The organism is Streptomyces sp. NPDC005931 (assembly GCF_042871235.1).
In the GTDB taxonomy this organism is placed as follows: Bacteria; Actinomycetota; Actinomycetes; order Streptomycetales; family Streptomycetaceae; genus Streptomyces.
The window spans coordinates 1-17294 of record NZ_JBIAIG010000008.1 but is presented as its reverse complement, the minus strand read 5'-3'; the positions used below and the strand labels follow the sequence as shown (position 1 = coordinate 17294).

The 17294-nt window shown below is 71.4% G+C and carries 16 protein-coding genes; 11 read left to right on the top strand and 5 right to left on the bottom strand.

The genetic code is table 11. The features are described 5' to 3' along the window. Positions 1–7 precede the first annotated feature (7 nt). The 4 genes from ACFYOV_RS19510 to ACFYOV_RS19495 form a co-directional block, all read right to left on the bottom strand. Positions 8–715: a phosphatase PAP2 family protein gene (locus ACFYOV_RS19510; protein ID WP_389089269.1), complete on the bottom strand. Its 708-nt coding sequence runs from the start codon at positions 713–715 to the stop codon at positions 8–10. Between the two features lie 212 nt (positions 716–927). Continuing rightward, positions 928–1872 carry an NlpC/P60 family protein gene (locus ACFYOV_RS19505; RefSeq protein ID WP_389089650.1) on the bottom strand — a complete coding sequence of 315 codons (945 nt, stop codon included), beginning with the start codon at positions 1870–1872 and terminating at the stop codon, positions 928–930. Between the two features lie 123 nt (positions 1873–1995). Continuing rightward, positions 1996–3675 carry a serine/threonine-protein kinase gene (locus tag ACFYOV_RS19500; protein ID WP_389089267.1) on the bottom strand — a complete coding sequence of 560 codons (1680 nt, stop codon included), beginning with the start codon at positions 3673–3675 and terminating at the stop codon, positions 1996–1998. 48 nt (positions 3676–3723) lie between these two features. After that, entirely contained in the window at positions 3724–4644 is a 921-nt protein-coding gene (locus ACFYOV_RS19495) for an oxidoreductase (RefSeq protein ID WP_389089266.1), read from the bottom strand. A gap of 79 nt (positions 4645–4723) precedes the next feature. On the opposite strand from ACFYOV_RS19495, the gene ACFYOV_RS19490 reads away from it, so the two are divergent. The 7 genes from ACFYOV_RS19490 (at position 4724) to ACFYOV_RS19460 (ending at position 12759) form a co-directional block, all read left to right on the top strand. Continuing rightward, the gene (locus ACFYOV_RS19490; protein WP_389089264.1) at positions 4724–5317 is read left to right on the top strand and encodes a TetR/AcrR family transcriptional regulator; all 594 of its coding nucleotides are present in this window, start codon (positions 4724–4726) and stop codon (positions 5315–5317) included. A gap of 316 nt (positions 5318–5633) precedes the next feature. Continuing rightward, positions 5634–5942 carry a hypothetical protein gene (locus tag ACFYOV_RS19485; protein ID WP_004000049.1) on the top strand — a complete coding sequence of 103 codons (309 nt, stop codon included), beginning with the start codon at positions 5634–5636 and terminating at the stop codon, positions 5940–5942. A 199-nt stretch (positions 5943–6141) separates the two neighbouring features. Then, positions 6142–6972: a hypothetical protein gene (locus ACFYOV_RS19480; RefSeq protein ID WP_389089263.1), complete on the top strand. Its 831-nt coding sequence runs from the start codon at positions 6142–6144 to the stop codon at positions 6970–6972. Next, the gene (locus tag ACFYOV_RS19475) at positions 6962–8296 is read left to right on the top strand and encodes a hypothetical protein (protein WP_389089261.1); all 1335 of its coding nucleotides are present in this window, start codon (positions 6962–6964) and stop codon (positions 8294–8296) included. The genes ACFYOV_RS19480 and ACFYOV_RS19475 overlap by 11 nt, the downstream gene beginning before the upstream one ends. Then, the gene (locus tag ACFYOV_RS19470) at positions 8293–9852 is read left to right on the top strand and encodes an SCO6880 family protein (RefSeq protein WP_389089260.1); all 1560 of its coding nucleotides are present in this window, start codon (positions 8293–8295) and stop codon (positions 9850–9852) included. Before ACFYOV_RS19475 ends, ACFYOV_RS19470 begins: the two co-directional genes overlap by 4 nt. A 13-nt stretch (positions 9853–9865) precedes the next feature. Beyond that, positions 9866–11275 (top strand): ATP-binding protein, encoded by a 1410-nt coding sequence (locus ACFYOV_RS19465; RefSeq protein WP_389089258.1) that lies wholly within the window; start codon positions 9866–9868, stop codon positions 11273–11275. 11 nt (positions 11276–11286) lie between these two features. After that, positions 11287–12759 (top strand): type VI secretion protein, encoded by a 1473-nt coding sequence (locus tag ACFYOV_RS19460; RefSeq protein ID WP_389089257.1) that lies wholly within the window; start codon positions 11287–11289, stop codon positions 12757–12759. Here ACFYOV_RS19460 and ACFYOV_RS19455 read toward each other — a convergent pair. Further along, the gene (locus tag ACFYOV_RS19455; RefSeq protein WP_389089256.1) at positions 12748–13350 is read right to left on the bottom strand and encodes a GNAT family N-acetyltransferase; all 603 of its coding nucleotides are present in this window, start codon (positions 13348–13350) and stop codon (positions 12748–12750) included. The two genes, ACFYOV_RS19460 and ACFYOV_RS19455, sit on opposite strands and share 12 nt — an antisense overlap. A gap of 94 nt (positions 13351–13444) precedes the next feature. On the opposite strand from ACFYOV_RS19455, the gene ACFYOV_RS19450 reads away from it, so the two are divergent. From ACFYOV_RS19450 to ACFYOV_RS19435, 4 genes are read left to right on the top strand one after another with little or no spacing between them, the layout of a single operon-like run. Continuing rightward, positions 13445–14365 carry an ABC transporter ATP-binding protein gene (locus tag ACFYOV_RS19450; RefSeq protein WP_389089255.1) on the top strand — a complete coding sequence of 307 codons (921 nt, stop codon included), beginning with the start codon at positions 13445–13447 and terminating at the stop codon, positions 14363–14365. Further along, on the top strand, positions 14362–15153 hold the full coding sequence (locus ACFYOV_RS19445) for an ABC transporter permease (RefSeq protein WP_389089254.1): 792 nt from the start codon (positions 14362–14364) through the stop codon (positions 15151–15153). The genes ACFYOV_RS19450 and ACFYOV_RS19445 overlap by 4 nt, the downstream gene beginning before the upstream one ends. Positions 15154–15200: 47 nt before the next feature. Continuing rightward, a complete protein-coding gene (locus ACFYOV_RS19440; protein WP_389089253.1) occupies positions 15201–16523 on the top strand; it encodes a sensor histidine kinase in 1323 nt (440 codons plus the stop codon). Continuing rightward, entirely contained in the window at positions 16520–17188 is a 669-nt protein-coding gene (locus tag ACFYOV_RS19435) for a response regulator (RefSeq protein ID WP_389089252.1), read from the top strand. Before ACFYOV_RS19440 ends, ACFYOV_RS19435 begins: the two co-directional genes overlap by 4 nt. Positions 17189–17294 lie beyond the last annotated feature (106 nt).

Genomic DNA, 17294 nt, shown 5'->3' with positions numbered 1-17294 from the left:
TCGGCGCTTACGCCGCCAGGTCCCGCTCCTCGGGGCCCGTGGCCCCGCTGCGGGCGCCCGGGAGCAGCGTGTCCTGCTGCCCGTCGGTCCGCCCCCGCGCCCTGATCAGCCACCCGGCCCGGGGCGACCGCTCGATCGCCCGCGTGACCGGCGTCAGCAGGGCCATGGCGAGCGGCGACAGCAGCAGCGCGACCGCGGTGCCGAGGGCGAGCCCGCCCACCACGTCCGTCGGGTAGTGCACGCCCATGTAGACGCGGCAGAAGCCTTCGAACAGGGCGATGCCGAGCCCGACGAGCCCGAACTTCCGGTTGGCGACGAACAGTCCGACCGCCAGCGCCATGGTGATGGTCGCGTGGTCGCTGACGAAGGAGTAGTCGGTCTTGCCGGAGACCAGGACCTCGAGGCCCTCGTGGTCGTAGAAGGGACGGGGCCGCTCCACGAATCCGCGGATCGGCGCATTCACCAGGACCGCGACGCCGGCCGCGAGCGGTGCCCACACCAGCGCCGCGACGGAGGACGCGGCGTCCTCACCGCCGCGCCGCCGCACGCCCCACCAGCACCACAGCACCAGCAGGACCATGGCGAGCAGCAGTCCGTACTCACCGACGTACTCCATGATCCGGTCGAACCACGGCGGGGCCTGCTTGGCCAGGCCGTTGATGTCGTACAGCAGGTCGACGTCGGGGTTCGACCCGGATTCGGCGAGTCCAGCCATGGTGCTGCGGCCCCTTCGTCCTCTCTCCCGGCGCACCGTGCGTACGCCGCTCCTGCCACCCCCGTGGTTCGTAGATCCGCTCGTCTGCTCGGGCTACGACAACAGGAACGCACGGCCCCCGCTGATACGTTCCACGCTCCACCGAATGATCACGTAGACGTTATCGAAGAGAGACTCGTCGCCCCAGTTCAGGGGGTCGGTTCACGCAGCGCTCACAACGCCGTGGGCAACGCTTTTGCGCCATCCTCGGTGACCCGGGTGGCCCCGAAGTAGTCCGGGGTGTCGATCGGGTCGAACCGGATCACCGCGCCCGGCCGGGGCGCGTTGATCATGTACCCGCCTCCGACGTAGATGCCGACGTGCCGGATGGCCCGCGAGTTGGTGAGGTCGTCGGAGAAGAACACCAGGTCCCCGGGCAGCAGTTCCTCACGCTTGGGATGCGGCCCCGCGTTGTACTGGTCGTTGGCCACTCGCGGCAGCGTGATCCCCACGCTCTCGTACGCGGCCTTGGTCAGCCCCGAACAGTCGAACCGCCCACCCTGCTCGGCCGTCCCGTTGCCACCCCACAGGTACAGCGTCCCGAGCTTCTTCTGCGCGTAGGCGATGGCGCCGGCGGCCTGCTTCGAGGGATCGACCCGGCCGACGGGGGCGGCGAAGCTCTTCTCCAGGGCGCGGATCCGCTTGACGTAGTTCTGCGTCTCGGTGATCGCGGGCACCCCGCCCGCCCTGATGACGCGGTAGGCACCGGCGTTGTAGGCGGCGAGCATGTTGTTGGTGACGTCTCCGGGGACCTTCTTGACGTACCCGGCCAGCTCGCAGTCGTAGGACGCGGCCGACGGGATCGCGTCCTTCGGGTCCCAGATGTCGCGGTCCCCGTCACCGTCCCCGTCGATGCCGTGCGTGGCCCAGGTGCTGGGGATGAACTGGGCGATGCCGCGGGCGTCGGCGTGACTGACGACGTTCGGCTTCCACCCGCTCTCCTGGTACAACTGGGCCGCCAGCAGGGCGGGGTTGATCGCGGGGCACAGGTTGCCCCACTGCTGCACCAGCTTCCGGTACGCCGCGGGCACGGAGCCCTCGGCGAGCCTCTTGCCCGCGCCCGTCGCACCGTTGACGAGGTTTCCGGCGACCACGTACACGCCGACGACGAGCAGCATCACGAAGCCGAGTCCGCCCGCGACCGCCGCCGCGCCGACCACCCATACCTTCCGCACGCTTCAACTCTCCCCCACGCAAACCCGTTTTACGGGTCAATTACCAGCCTGCCGCCGCCGTGTCAGCTACGTCACGGTGAATCCGCGGCAGTCGATGGTCGCGTACTTCCCCGGTCGCTCGACATGCAGGAACAGAACGGTCCAGTCCCCCGGATCGTTCTCGACGGGTATCGCCTCATCGGCCTTCCTGCCGCGCACGTGGGCGTGGAAGTCGTCGGGGTAGGTGAGGACGACGGTGTCGGACGCCGCGTCACCGTCGTGGCGCGCGTACAGGTCGACGGGCTCGCTCGTGTACCCGAGGCCCCGGTTCTCCGTGGACAGCCCTTCGATCGGCCGGCCCGTGTCCGTGTCGATCTCGTGCGGGGGTTTGACGGCGACCGAGACGTAGTACGTCTCACCGGGCCGGGAAGCGGGGTATTTCAGCCGGATGGCGATCCGACCCTTGCCCGAGGTGTACGGAGACCGCGAGTCGGCCGCGGTGATGGAGCTCTGGAAGTTGATGTTCCGTTCTTCGGACGGAAGCTGGCACGACCCTCCGGACGGGGAGTCGGGATCCGCCGTCCAGTAGTCGACGTTCGGATTGGTCGCCTCGACGTAGGCGGGCGGCCGGGCCGTCGGCTCCTTGTCGGCCCCCTGCGTGGGCGCCTGCGTGGTGCCCCGCGGCCGGGCCTGCCCGTCCTGGTCCGCGCCGTCCCCGCCCGGCAGCAGGAAGACCGCCGTCACGGCCCCGGCCACCAGCCCCGCGCCCACTGCGATCAGCCAGGGCGCGGGGCGCCTGCGCCCTGGCGGTGCGGGAGGGCTCAGCTGCGTGGGCGTGTACCCGGAGGGGTACGGGGACGCGGCCGTCGGCAGGGCATGGAAGGCGGCGGACGGCACCGCAGCGGGCGCGCTCACCGGCTCGGCGGGACCGGAGAGCGACCGGTAGAACCCGTCCTCGACGAGCGCGGACCGCACGCCGCAGCGCGCGATCACCTCGGCGAGGCCGGGGCGGGCCGCGGGGTCCTTGGCGACACACGCCTCGATGAGCGCCGCCAGCCCCGGCTCCACACCGGCGAGGTCGATCGACTCGTGCACCGCGCGGTAGCTCACCCCGGCGGGCTCACCCGCGCCGAACGGCGGCCGTCCCGTCGCCGCGTATGCGAGCGTGGCCCCGAGCGCGAAGACGTCGGCGGCCGGTCCCACCTCGTTGCGCAGCAGCACCTCCGGCGCCGTGAAGCCGGGGGTGCCCGGGGCGAGCCCGGCCTCGGTGAGGACGGTCTGGCCCGCGCCGCGGGCGATGCCGAAGTCGATGAGCTGCGGCCCCTGCGCTGCCAGGATGACGTTCTGCGGCTTGAGATCCCGGTGCGTGACCCCGTGGGCGTGCACGGCCGCCAGCCCCTCGGCGAGGGCGGCGAACACACCCCGGCACGTCTCCGGAGGCAGCGGCCCCCGGTCCTCCACCGCCTTGTTCAGCGTCGGTCCGGCCACGTACTCGGTGGCCAGCCAGTAGGGGGCGGAGTCCAACGAGGCGTCAATCAGGTTCGCTGTGTAAGCACTCCGTACCGCCCGGACCGTCTCCACCTCGCGCCGGAAGCGGGCCAGTGCCTCGGGGTGGTCGGTGATCTCGTCCCGGATCACCTTGACGGCGACCAGACGCCCACCCGGCGACCGTCCGAGGTACACCTGCCCCATGCCTCCGGCGCCGAGCCGTCCGAGCAGGGTGTACGTACCTATGGACGCGGGATCCTGGGGCTTCAGTGACTGCACGGCACCGACCATGCCACACGGACCGGTTCCCCCGTCCGCCCCACCGCACTACGGACGCGCGACGTCTCCACCGACGAGCCGGAACGCCACACCCGTCAGCTCCTCCGACACCGCCCACAGCCGACGTGCCGTCAGCGGGTCCGCGGCCGCCCGCGAGCGGCCGACGAGCGTCGGAGCGCCGCGCGTCTCCGCGAAGCCGTCGGGGCCGACGTAGCTCGCGCCGGGGAGGTCCTGCGTCGCCGCGTACAGGGTGGGCAGCGCGCCCGCCCGGTCGTCCTGGGCGAGGAACCTGTTGCCGGCCTTCATGCACGCCCGCAGCACCGGACTGGCCGCGTGACTCTGGAGGTTCGTCGCGGCGTAACCGGGGTGCGCGGCGAGGGCCCGCACCGGCGAGCCCGCCTCCGTCAGGCGCCGCTGGAGTTCCAGGGTGAACAGGAGGTTCGCCAGCTTGGACTGGGCGTAGGCGCGCCGCGGGGTGTAGCGGGCGGTGAGGTCGAGGTCGTCGAACTCGATGGTCGCGTCACCCCAGCGGTGCGCGGCGGAGGAGAGGGTCACGACGCGGTCGGTGAGGTACGGCAGCAGGAGGTTCGTCAGCGCGAAGTGGCCCAGGTGGTTGGTACCGAACTGCATCTCGAACCCGTCCCTGGTCCGCTGCCTCGGCAGCATCATCACGCCGGCGTTGTTGACGAGGATGTCCAGCGGCCGGTCCCAGCCGGCGGCGAACTCCCGGACCGAGGTTAGGTCGGCCAGGTCGAGCCGGCGCACCTCCGTACTGCCGGACAACGTCACGGCGGCGGCCCGCCCGCGCTCCGGGTCCCGTACCGCGAGGACGACGTGCGCCCCCGCCCGTGCCAGCGCCTCCGCGGCGGTGCGGCCGATGCCGCTGTTGGCGCCGGTGACGACGACCGTCCGTCCGGTGAGGTCGGGCAGGTCGGTCTCGTTCCACGCGTGCTCGCTCGTCTCAGCCATGCGCCGAATGTAGACGGCGGCAACAATGCTGTCAATGACAACAAAGTTGATGACATCAACATCGAGATACGATGAGGCCATGCCCGCAAGCCGCCCCTATCACCACGGAGACCTGCGCTCCGCCCTCCTCGCCGGCGCCGAGCGCACCCTGCGGGAGAAGGGAACGGGCGCACTCTCCCTGCGCGAACTGGCCCGCGAGGCCGGGGTGAGCCACGCCGCGCCCGGCCGCCACTTCAAGGACAAGCAGGCCCTGCTCGACGCCCTCGCCCTGAGCGGCTACGAGCGGCTCGCCCAGGCCCTGGAGACCGCCGACGACCCCGCGCTCCCCCTGGAGCCCCGCCTCACCGCGCTCGCCCGCGCGTACCTCGACTTCGCAGTCGGCAACGCCGCGCTGCTCGACCTGATGTACGCCCGCAAGCACGATCCGGAATCCGCCGGGCGCATGGCCGCCGCCATCGACCGCACGATCGGCTCGATCGGCCGGTTCATCGCCGAGGCGCAGGAACGGCGCGAGATCGCCGCGGGCGACCCCCACCAGCTCACCGTCGCCGTCGGCGCCGCGCTCCACGGGCTCGCCGCCTTCACGGCCGTCGACACGCTGGCCGGCACCTCGCCCGCGACCGGCGTCGAGGAACTGATCCACCTCCTGCTGCACGGCCTGAAGCCCCGCTGACCCCACTCGACAGGCCGTCAGAAACGTCACACTGCACAGGAAAACCGTCAACGACAAAACCGGGCGACAGGTTCCGCTCCCACCTCGTTGCCGGGCGTAACACACCGTGATACACAGAGTGACGATACGACTCTTCACCCACTGGAGCACGCCCCTGCCGCAGACCGGCGTGCGCCGGTGGCAAGCTATTCGCACGAAACCCGCCAACCAATGACGCCAAGTCGACATGCGACAGTGTCATTGTCGGCGAGAATGAGGCCTGACCTCTGCACGACCGCAGAGGATGCGGAACTACCCAACAGGGGCGGTGACTTACATGCTCTTTGCGGCCGACAAGGGAGACATCAACACCATCATCGGCGGGATCGCTCCGGACTGGGGCCCCTTCGGCAGCCTGGGCAACGAGGCCAAGGTGATGATCGAGGTGGTCATGGCGGTCGCCATCCTGATCTGCCTCGGCATCGCCATCTGGGGCGCCGCCAAACAGCGGATCGGTGCGACGGCCCTCCGGGACACCTTCAGCGCCGAACAGGGCAAGGGCCTCATCATCGCGGGGCTGACAGGAGTCTTCATCATCGGCTCGCTGGGCACGCTGTTCACCATCGTGTACGGCATGGCCGTGTAGCCCCCGCCCCATCGGTCCGACCGGGCACGCCCGGCTGCCTCCCCACCCCATTCGCCCGTCGTGCCCACCGGCTGAGGTTGCGTCTCCCTGATGTCGAGTCACCACACCGCGCCCGCGCGGGAACCAGCACGGCTACCGTCGTACGTGGAGTACACGGAGCACGAGGTGTTTCCGCACGACGTCGAGGGGGCGTAGCGGCATGAGTCTCGGAGACCAGCACGAGGCCTCCGGCGGTTACGGCGGCACGGGCCAGACCCGCACCCGCCTGCCCGAAGGGGACGGCGGCCCGTACGGCGGCGCCCGCAGAGGCACCCGCTCGTCGTCGCGCAGCCTGGTCACGGTGGTCGGCGTGGTCGTCCTCCTCATCGCCGCGATCGCCTTCGCGAACCGCGGCGAGGGGGACTCCCCGTCGGCGGACACGGACGACTCCCCGAAGGCAGCGGCGACGGAACCGTCGGGCAAGAACCCGGTCGACACGAAGTCGTCGGGGATCCCGACGGGGTTCGCGCACGACCGGCAGGGGGCGGAGAGCGCGGCAGCGAACTACGCGGTGGTGCTGGGCTCCGCCGAGATGTTCGACGAAGGCCGCCGACATCAGATCGTCACCACCGTCTACGCGCCCGAGATCGCCGCCGCCCGGCAGGCGGATCTGGACAAGGCGTACTCCAGCAAGGAGTTTCTCCGAAACATCGGACTCGACAAGGACGGAAAGCCGCCAGCTGGCCAGACCTTCGTCTCCCGTGTGGTCCCAGTGGGCACCAAGGTGACGGCCTCCGGCGCGGACGACGCCACCGTCGAGGTCTGGTACACCTCGCTGTTCGGATTGTCCGGCGAAGGCTCCACCAACCCGGTTACCGAGAGTTGGTACACGACTACGTACCAGCTGAAGTGGATCAACAACGACTGGAAGGTCACCGACTTCCAGCAGCAGGACGGACCAGTCCCGGTCGGGCGCGACCAGAAGGCCTCCACCGCCGACGACATGACGAAGGCTGTCGAGGAGTACGGAGGGTTCACTTATGCGCGCTAACCACCGCTTCCTCGGGCTCGCAGCCTCCGTCGCCGCCGTGCAGGCCGCCACGGTGCTGCTCGCCACCCGAGCCGACGCCGCACCCACACCGACCCCAACGCCGACGCCGACGAACAGCAACGATCCTTGTGACCTCGTTCGCGGCCCCGCCAAGGACTACTGCGAACGCGGCGAAGGCGGCAGCGGCGGAAGCTCCGGCGGAGCCGGTTCCCTCAACGACCCCACCTCCACCCTCGACCCCCTCGCCTCCCTGGCAAGGGGCTGCGCAGACGCCGCTTCCTGGACCGTCAAGAAGCTCAGCGCCGCCGTGGAGGACACCGCCACCGTAGACTTCACCAACCCCAAGTTCCTCCAGCAGTACGCCGTCGTCTTCGCCGCGTCGACCATCCTCACGCTGCTGCTCTGGCTGCTCGCCGTCGCCAAGCGGGCCGTGCGGGGCGTCCCCCTCACCACCGCCCTGTCGGAAGCCATCGGCTTCCTCTGGCTCACCGTGCTCGCCTCCGCGTTCACGCCCCTGATCCTCTACACCGTCGTCTCCGCGACCGACGGCGTCTCCGAGGTCCTCGCGAAGGCGACCGGCGATCAGACGGACACGTTCTTCGGCACGTTCTCCGCCGCCCTCGAGAAGGGCGAGGACATCGGCGGCGGCCCGATCATGCTGATCGTCGTCTCCCTCGTGTCCATCCTCGCCGCCGGCGTCCTCTGGCTGGAGCTCGTCATCCGCGCCGCCCTGCTCTACGTCGGCGCCCTGCTCGGCACCGTCGTCTACGCCGGGCTCGTCGACAAGAACCTGTGGGGCCACGTCCGCCGCTGGGCGGGCATCATGATCGCGGTGATCCTGGTCAAGCCCGTCATCGTCATCGTGCTCGGCCTCGCCGGCGCACTGTCCGCCGACGACGGCCCCGACGCCTTCTCCGCCGTCGTCTCCGGCCTCGCGATCATCCTGCTCGCCATCTTCGCGTCCGCGATGATCTACCGCTTCGTCCCCGGCTTCGGTGACGAGATCGCCGGCTCCCGCAACAACCGCCTCATGCAGGGCGCCGAGGGCAAGGCCGCCGCCGTCATCAGCTCCCCGGCGACCCTCGTCGCCCAGGGCATCAAGACCCACAGCTCCCGCACCGACAACAACGGCGGCAGCCAGTCCTCCGGTCCCCGCCATGCCAACCCCGCCTCCGGCGGAGTCGCCGCGCACAGCTCCCGCGGAACCGGCGGATCCGTCCCCTCCGCCGCACCCGCACCCCGCTCGAGCAGTCCGGTGAACACCCCGCACGCCAGCAGTGCCCGCAACAGCAGTACCAACAGCACGGGAGGTGAAGGGCGTTGACGACCGAGTCCCACCTGTCCCATCCGGTCACGCCCCGCCGTACGTATCTGATCGGCCGCGCCCGGCCGAACGCGATCGTCGGCCGCAACCGGGAGACCGGCGAGATCGCGCTCATCGTCGTCGGCGCGTTCCTCGGCATGATGTGCGGGCTCCTCGTCCCCGTCCTGTCCCTGCGCATCGTGCTGCTCGCCGGCCTGCCGATGCTGGCGCTGGCCGCGGTGTACGTGCCGTACAAGCACCGCACCTTCTACAAGTGGTTCGAGATCAACCGCAGCTACAAGCGCACCCTGCGCAGCGGCGCCACCTACCGCTCCGGGGTCGTCGAGGCCGGCACCCGGCTCGACGGGCGCGAGGTCGAGGTCGGCCCGCCGCCCGGGATCGGCCGGATCACCTGGCTCGCCGCGCCCTTCGGCCCGGACGAGATCGCCGTACTGCTCCACGCCGACCGCAAGACCGTCACCGCCGCCATCGAGATCGAGGGCCCCGGCGTCGGCCTGCGCGACTCCGAGGACCAGGAAGCCCTCGTCGACCGCTTCGGCACCCTCCTCAAGCACGTGGCCAACGGCGACGGCTTCGTCACCCGCATCCAGATGCTCGCCCGCACCCTGCCCGCCGACCCCGACGCACACGCCAAGGACGTCGCCGTCCGCGGCGACGACAAGACACCGGCCTGGCTCCAGCAGTCCTACGACCAGCTCCAGTCCATGGTGTCGACCAGCAGCGAGCAGCACCGCGCCTACCTCGTCGCCTGCATGCACTACACCCGCGAGCTGGCCGCCGAGGCCAACACCATGGCGCGGGCCATGCGCTCCCAGAGCGGCGGCAAGGTGGACCGCGACGCCGGGCTCGCCGTCGTCATGGCCCGTGAGCTGACCGACATCTGCTCCCGCCTCCAGGAGGCCGACATCCGCGTGCGGCAGCCCCTCGGCCAGAGCAGGCTGTCCTCGCTGATCCACTCCATGTACGACCCGGACCACCCGATCGACCACATCCAGGCGATGACCAAGCGCAACGCCTGGCCGGCCGAACTGGACGCCATGGAGCCCACCTACCTCCAGGCCAAGACCCGCGAGTCCGCCACCCGCGCCCCCTGGTGCCACGCCACCGCCTGGATCAAGGAGTGGCCGATGACCCCCGTGGGCGTCAACTTCCTCGCCCCGCTGCTGGTCCACACCCCCGACGTCATCCGCACCGTGGCCGTCACGATGGACCTGGAACCCACCGAGGTCGCCATCGAGCGGATGCTGACCGAGAAGACCAACGACGAGGCCGAGGCGTCCCGCGCCGCCAAGATGAACCGCACCGTCGACCCGCGCGACATCGCCGCCCACAGCCGCCTCGACCAGCGCGGCGAGGACCTCGCCAGCGGCGCGGCCGGCGTCAACCTCGTCGGCTACATCACCGTGTCCTCCCGCTCGCCCGAGGCCCTGGCCCGCGACAAGCGCACGATAAGGGCGTCGGCCGGAAAGTCGTACCTGAAACTGGAGTGGTGCGACCGTGAGCACCACCGCGCCTTCGTGAACACACTCCCGTTCGCCACCGGCATTCGAAGGTAGGGGCTGAGCCCATATGCGGGATCCGCTGTCCGTCGTCACCGACGCCTTCACGTCCTTCCTGTTCGGCAAGGTCGAGACGACACGTCTGCCGGTGCGCACGTCCACGGGCCAGGCACAGGCGGTCTACCTGCCCACCGCCGCCCCCGGCCTCGGCGACTCCGGCGTCATCATCGGCCGCGAGGTCTACTCCGGGAAGGGCTACATCTACGACCCCTTCCAGCTCTACGGCCAGCAACTCCCCGCCCCGCACTGGCTGGTCCTCGGGGAGTCCGGGAACGGCAAGTCGGCCCTGGAGAAGACCTACGTCCTGCGCCAGCTGCGCTTCCGGGACCGCCAGGTCGTCGTCCTGGACGCCCAGGGCGAGGACGGCGTCGGCGAATGGAACCTCATCGCGCAGGAGCTGGGGATCACCCCCATCCGGCTGGACCCGATGGCCGCCCTCGACCACGGCATCCGGCTCAACCCCCTGGACCCGTCGATCACCACGACGGGACAGCTCGCGCTGCTGCGCACCATCATCGAGGTCGCGATGGGCCACGGCCTCGACGAGCGCTCCGGCTTCGCGCTCAAGGTCGCGCACGCCTACGTCAACGAGACGATCGTCGGACGCCAGCCGGTCCTCTCCGACATCGTGGAACAACTGCGCCACCCCGAACCGGAGTCGGCCGAGGCGATGAACGTCGCCATAGACGACGTACGGGCGTGGGGCCTGGACGTCGCCCTGGTCCTGGACCGGCTGGTCGACGGTGACCTGCGCGGCATGTTCGACGGCCCCACCACGGTCGGCATCGACCTGGACGCCCCGCTGATCGTCTTCGACCTGTCCCACATCGACCGCAACTCCATCGCCATGCCGATCCTGATGGCGATCGTCGGCGTGTGGCTGGAGCACACCTGGATCCGCCCCGACCGCAAGAAGCGCATTTTCCTGGTCGAAGAGGCCTGGCACATCATCAACAGCCCGTTCGTGGCGCAGCTGTTCCAGCGGCTGCTGAAGTTCGGACGCCGGCTCGGCCTGTCCTTCGTGGCCGTCGTCCACCACCTGTCCGACGTGGTCGACGGAGCGGCGGCGAAGGAGGCGGCGGCCATCCTGAAGATGGCGTCGACGCGGACGATCTACGCCCAGAAGGCCGACGAGGCCCGGGCCACCGGCCGGGTGCTGGGCCTGCCCCGATGGGCCGTGGAGATCATCCCCACGCTGACCCCCGGCATCGCGGTGTGGGACGTCAACGGCAACGTCCAGGTCGTCAAGCACCTGGTCACCGAGACCGAACGCCCCCTCGTCTTCACCGACCGCGCGATGACCGAGTCCTCCGCCGACTTCGACGACGACGCGCTGCACGCCGCCGAGCTGGAGGCGGAGGAACGCGCGGCGGCCTTCGTGGAGCAGCACGTCGGCGACTCCGAGTCGACGGTGGCATAGGAGGAGGGCACGTGAGACCGGGCGATCACCGCGCACACGGGCGGGACGGCCAGGGCGGCATTCCCGACGGGCTGCTGATCGGCTTCCTCGCGTTCCTCCTCGGCATCACCGTGATGGTCTGGACGGCCACGGGTCTCGCGGGCCTCTTCGCCCACGGCTCCTGGCCGTCCGGCGTCACCTTCGCCCGCACCCCCCTGGCCATGCGCCGGCTCGCCGCGCAGCCCCACGACCTGCCCGGCGCCTGGCCGGAGACCCCACCGGCCGGCCTCTCCGGGTACGGCCTGTTCTGGGGCCTGCTCATCGGCCAACTGATGATCCTCGTCGTCCTGACGGTGTTCGTCCTGGGCACCGTGGCCCGCTGGCGGGCGGTACGGGCACGCCAACGGGCGCACCGGGCGGCGGCGGCCGTGGCGGCACCGGAACCCGCCCCCGCGCCGGCGCAGCACGAGGTACCGACACCCCGGGCGCCGCAGGAGGAGAAGGCCCCGGCACGGGAGGAGCCGGTCACCGCGCCCGTCACCGAAGACGGACCCGTGACCGGGTGGGACACCCACCGCCCCGAACACGCGGTCCACTACGGCCCCCCGGCCACCCGCCACACCACAGCGACCCGGGCCGTACACGACGCGGCGGGCCCCGTCCTCGTCCTGACCTCGAACCCGGCCCTCTGGGCGGACACCAAGGACGCCCGGGCCAAACTCGGCCCCGTCCTCCTCTACGACCCCACCCACCTCTGCGACACCCCTTCCCGCCTCCACTGGTCCCCCACGACCGGATGCGAGGACAGGACGACGGCGACCCGGCGGGCCGCCGCACTCCTGGCCGCCGTACGCCCCACCGCGAAACTCGACCAGGCCGTCGGCGACACCGCGGAACTCCTCCTGCGCAGCTACCTCCACGCCGCCGCGGTCGACGGCCGCACCGTCCGTCACATCCACCGCTGGGCCCAGGGCGCCCAGGTCCAGGACGCGGTCCGCATCCTCCGCACCCACCAGAAGGCCGCCCCCGGCGCCGCGGGCGAACTCGAGGCGGCCCTCACCGCGCACCCCGAACGCCGCGACATGGCACAGCAACTGACCACCCGTACGCTGGCCGCCCTGTCCACGGTCAACGTCCGCGAGGCATGCACTCCCCATCGAAATGATGCCCTCGCCTTGGATTCCTTCGTCCACGAAGGGGGCACGCTTTATGTGGTGGGTGAATCCATCGAGGATCCCCGGACCCATCCGGGCGCGATGCCCCTGCTGACGGCGCTCGCCTCAAGCGTGGTCGAGCACGGCCGGCGCATGGCCGAACGGTCATCCTCCGGTCGGCTCGACCCACCACTCACCCTCGTCCTGGACGACGTGGCGGCTGTGGCCCCCCTCCCCCAGCTCCCCGACCTCCTGGCCACCGGCACCGACCTGGGCATGCCGACCCTGGCCCTGCTCCGATCCCGCGAGCAGGGCAGGACCCGCTGGCCGCACGACGAACTACCGGTCTGACCCCAGGCGTTCGCCGATCCCCGCGCCGGGTCGCCGCTCGACCACCATCTCCACCTCGCGCACCCCCGGCTCCCCGTCCAGCGGCACGGTCACCCCGCTCTCCACGAACCCCGCCCTGCGGTAGAAGCGCAGCGCCCGCGTGTTCTCCGGATGCACGATCAGCCGCACCCGCTCCGCCCCGCGCCCCCACGCCCACTCCAGCGCGGCGTCGAACAGCGCCTCGGTCACACCGCTCCCCCGAAGCTCCGGACGCACGTACACCCCGACCAGATGCCCCTGGCGCCGCTCCACGGGGAACCCGGCCCAGTCCGTCGTACCGGCCTCCTCGACCAGCACGGCGACCGTGCCCACCCACCGCCCGTCCCCGGCCTCGGCGACGAACTGCTGCGCCCCCGTCGCCCCCTCCGCGGCGTTCGCCGTCCGCTCCCGCCAGTGCGAGTCCGGCCGGGCCGCCGCCTCCTGGTACGTGTCCAGGAACGCCAGGTGCGCCACCGGGTCCGCCAGTGCGGCCAGCCGCAGCTCCCTGACGGCGGGCCACTCCTCGGCGCGCACCGACCGGATCACACAGGCCTCTGGGGGCGGGCTCCACATGCCGGTCACCGTAGTACCCGGGTACTACCGCCCTCACCCGGTTCACTGCCCACGGTCGGACGCCCGCCGCCCCCGCGCGGACGAGCATCGAAGCATGATGACCGCACAGGAACTCACCAAGCGCTACGGCGACCGGACCGTCGTCACCGACCTGTCCTTCACCGTCCGCCCCGGCACCGTCACCGGCTTCCTCGGCCCCAACGGCGCCGGCAAGTCCACCACCATGCGGATGATCCTCGGCCTGGACGCCCCCACCCGCGGCCACGCCACCGTCGGCGGCCGCTCCTACGCCACCCACACCGCACCGCTGACCGAGGTGGGCGCCCTGCTGGAGGCCCGCTCGGTTCACCCGGGCCGCACCGCGTACCACCACCTGCGCGCCCTCGCCCACACCCACGGCATCCCGAAGAGCCGCGTGGAGCAGGTCCTGGCGCAGACCGGCCTGACCGACGTGGCCCACCGCCGCGTCAAGGGCTTCTCCCTCGGCATGGGGCAGCGGCTCGGCATCGCCGCCGCCCTGCTCGGGGACCCGGCCACCCTCGTCCTCGACGAGCCGGTCAACGGCCTCGACCCCGAGGGCGTGCTGTGGGTCCGCAACCTGCTCAAGTCCCTGGCCGGCGAGGGCCGCACGGTGCTGGTCTCCTCGCACCTGATGAGCGAGACGGCCCTGACCGCCGACCACCTGATCGTCATCGGCCGCGGCCGGCTCCTCGCCGACACCACCGTCACCGACTTCGTACGACGCTCCGGCGCCGGCACCGTCACGGTCGTCACCCCCGGGGCAGCCACCCTCGCCGGCCTCCTGGCCGCCCCCGGCGTCACCCTCACCACCGACGCCCCCGGCACCCTCACCGTGCACGGCACCGACGCCGAGCACATCGGCCGCACGGCCGCGACCCACGGCATCCCCCTGTTCGAACTCACCCCCAACTCGGCCTCCCTGGAGGAGGCGTTCATGAACCTCACCCGCGACGCGGTCGAGTACGCCGCGACCCCGGAAGGAGCAGCCGCATGAGCACCGCGACCGTGACCGGCGCCCCGGCCCACCGCGTGACCCCGGCCCGGGTCCTGCGCTCGGAATGGCACAAGCTGTGGACGCTGCGCTCCACCTCGATCAACCTCGCCGTGACCAGCGCCCTGACCCTCGCCATGGGCGTCGGCCTCGGCGCCGCCTACGACGGCACCGGCGAGGGCGGCCTCGACACCGTCGTCTTCGTCCTCCTCGGCACCCAGTTCGCCACCATCAACCTGGCCGTCCTGGGCATCCTCGCCACCGCCGGCGAGTACTCGACGGGCCAGATCCGGGCCACGATGACCGCGGTCCCGCGCCGCCTGCCCGTCCTGTGGTCCAAGGCCGCGGTCCTGGCCGCGGTCACCTTCCCGCTGTGTCTGTGGACCAACCTCCTCACCTTCCCGCTGGCCCAGTCCTTCCTGGACGGCACCGACCAGTCGGCCGCCCTCGGCGACCCCGGCGTGCTGCGCGCCCTCGCCGGCAACGCGGCCGGCCTCACGCTCCTCACCGTCACGGCCCTCGGCATCGGCGCCCTGACCCGCTCGGTCCCGGTCGCCTCGGGCGTCTACATCGGCCTCGTCATGATCCTCCCGGAGGTCCTGGCGATCCTCCAGTACGACGCCGTCGACGACGCCGTGCGCCTCTTCCCCAGCAGGGCCCTGGAGGCCCTCACCACCGCCCAGCCCATGCCGGGCAGCCCTTCCCCGGGCACCGCGCTGCTCGCCCTGACCCTGTGGGCCGCAGCCTCGCTCGCGGCGGCCGCGACGGCCCTGCGGCGGCGGGACGTCTGACCCGCGTGGCCCGCACCGTGTTCCTCCGGACGGACGGACCCCCCACCATGGACCCCGTGGCCCAGCAGACGGAGACACCCACGGCTCGCACCCCCGCGGCCGAGCGGACGCGAACGCCGACCGCACGCACCCCCGCGGCCGAGCGGACGGCGGAACCCCTCACCCAGTACCTCCAGCGGCTCAACAGGCGGGCGCACGCCTTCGACCGCCGCCGTCCGCTCCTGTGGGACCTGCACTTCACCGCCTTCTGGGTCACGGCCGCCCTCGTCGACCACGTCGGCGACGGCTGGCGCAACGTGACCCACAATCCGGACGTGCCCGGTTGGCTCCTGCTCACCCTGAGCCTCGGCCTCTCGGTCCCCCTGCTGTGGCGGCGCCGGCACCCGGCGGCGGTCCTGCTGGCGATGGCCCCGTTCGCCCTGGTCAACGCCTGGTCCGGGGCCGCCCTCCAGGCCGCCCTGCTGCAGCTCGTCGTGATCTATCACATCGCCCTGCGCCTGCCCCTGCGCGCCCTGTGGTGGGCGACGGCCCTGGTCCTCACTCCGGTCCTGGTCTCCACCGCCCGCTACGGCGAGGGGGACTGGAGCCAGCAGATCGGTTCGCAACTGACGTCCGTCGTCGTCGCCGCCCTCATCGGCATCACCGTCCGCACCCGCCAGAGCTACACCGAGGCCCTGGAGGACCGCGCCCGCCGCCTGGAGATCGAACGCGATCAGCAGGCCCGGCTCGCCGCCGCCGCGGAACGCGCCCGCATCGCCCGCGAGATGCACGACATCATCGGTCACAACCTCTCCGTCATCACCGGCCTCGCCGACGGCGGCAAGTACGCGGCCGCCAAGTCCCCGGAACGCGCCGCCCAGGCCCTCGACGCCATCGGCACCACCAGCCGCCAGGCTCTGGGCGAACTGCGCCGCCTCCTGGACGTCCTGCGCGACGACCAGCACGGCCGTCCCGCCGACCTCACCCCGCAACCCACACTCACCGACCTGGACCAGCTCGTCGACGGCGTCCGCAGCGCGGGCCTCCCCGTCCACACCACGGTCCGGGGCGGGGCCACCCTGTCTCCCGGCCGCCAGCTCACCGTCTACCGCGTCGTCCAGGAAGCCCTTACCAACACGCTGAAGCACGCCGGTGCCGACGCGACCGCCGCGATCACCATCTCCCACAGCAGGAACGGTGCCGTCGACGTCACGATCACCGACACGGGCCGGGGCAAGGACGGCGGGGCGTCCCGAGTCCCGTCCGACGGCCGCGGCCTGCCCGGAATGCGCGAGCGAACCGCCTTGTACGGCGGCACACTTGAGGCCGGCCCCCGCCCCGACCGGGGCTGGCGCGTCCACCTGCACCTCCCGGAGGAAACCCCGCAGTGACCACGGTCCTCATCGCCGACGACCAGCCCCTCCAGCGTTTCGGCTTCCGCATGCTCCTGGAGAGCCAGGACGACATGACGGTCCTGGGCGAGGCGTCCGGCGGCAGCGAAGCGATCCGCATGACGGCGGAACTGCACCCCGACGTGGTCCTCATGGACATCCGCATGCCGGGCCTCGACGGCATCGAGGCCACGCGCCGCATCGTCGCCTCGGGGGACCGAACCCGCGTCCTGATCCTCACGACGTTCGACCTCGACGAGTACGCCTACGCCGGCCTCCGAGCGGGCGCCTCCGGCTTCCTCGTGAAGGATGCCCAGCCCGAGGAACTCCTGTCCGGCATCCGCGCCGTGGCGACGGGCGACGCGGTCGTGGCCCCCAGTCTGACCCGTCGGCTTCTGGACGCCTACGCCCACCACTTGCCGACCAGCAGCGTCACCGAGGACGACCCACCGGACCCGCGCCTGGCCGCGCTCACGGAGCGGGAACGCGAGATCCTCACCGTCATCGGCAAGGGCTGGACCAACACGGAGATCGCCACGCGTCTCCATCTCGCCGAGTCCACGGTGAAGACCCATGTGGGGCGCATCCTGGCGAAGACGGGCTCGAGGGATCGCATCCAGGCGGTGATCCTGGCGTACGACACCAAACTGGTGGAGCCCTCGTAGGAGAGCGATTTTCCCTGCCCTAAACGCAGAAAACCCCGCACCATATGGTGCGGGGTTTCCCGTAATAATCGTTCGGCGGCGTCCTACTCTCCCACAGGGTCCCCCC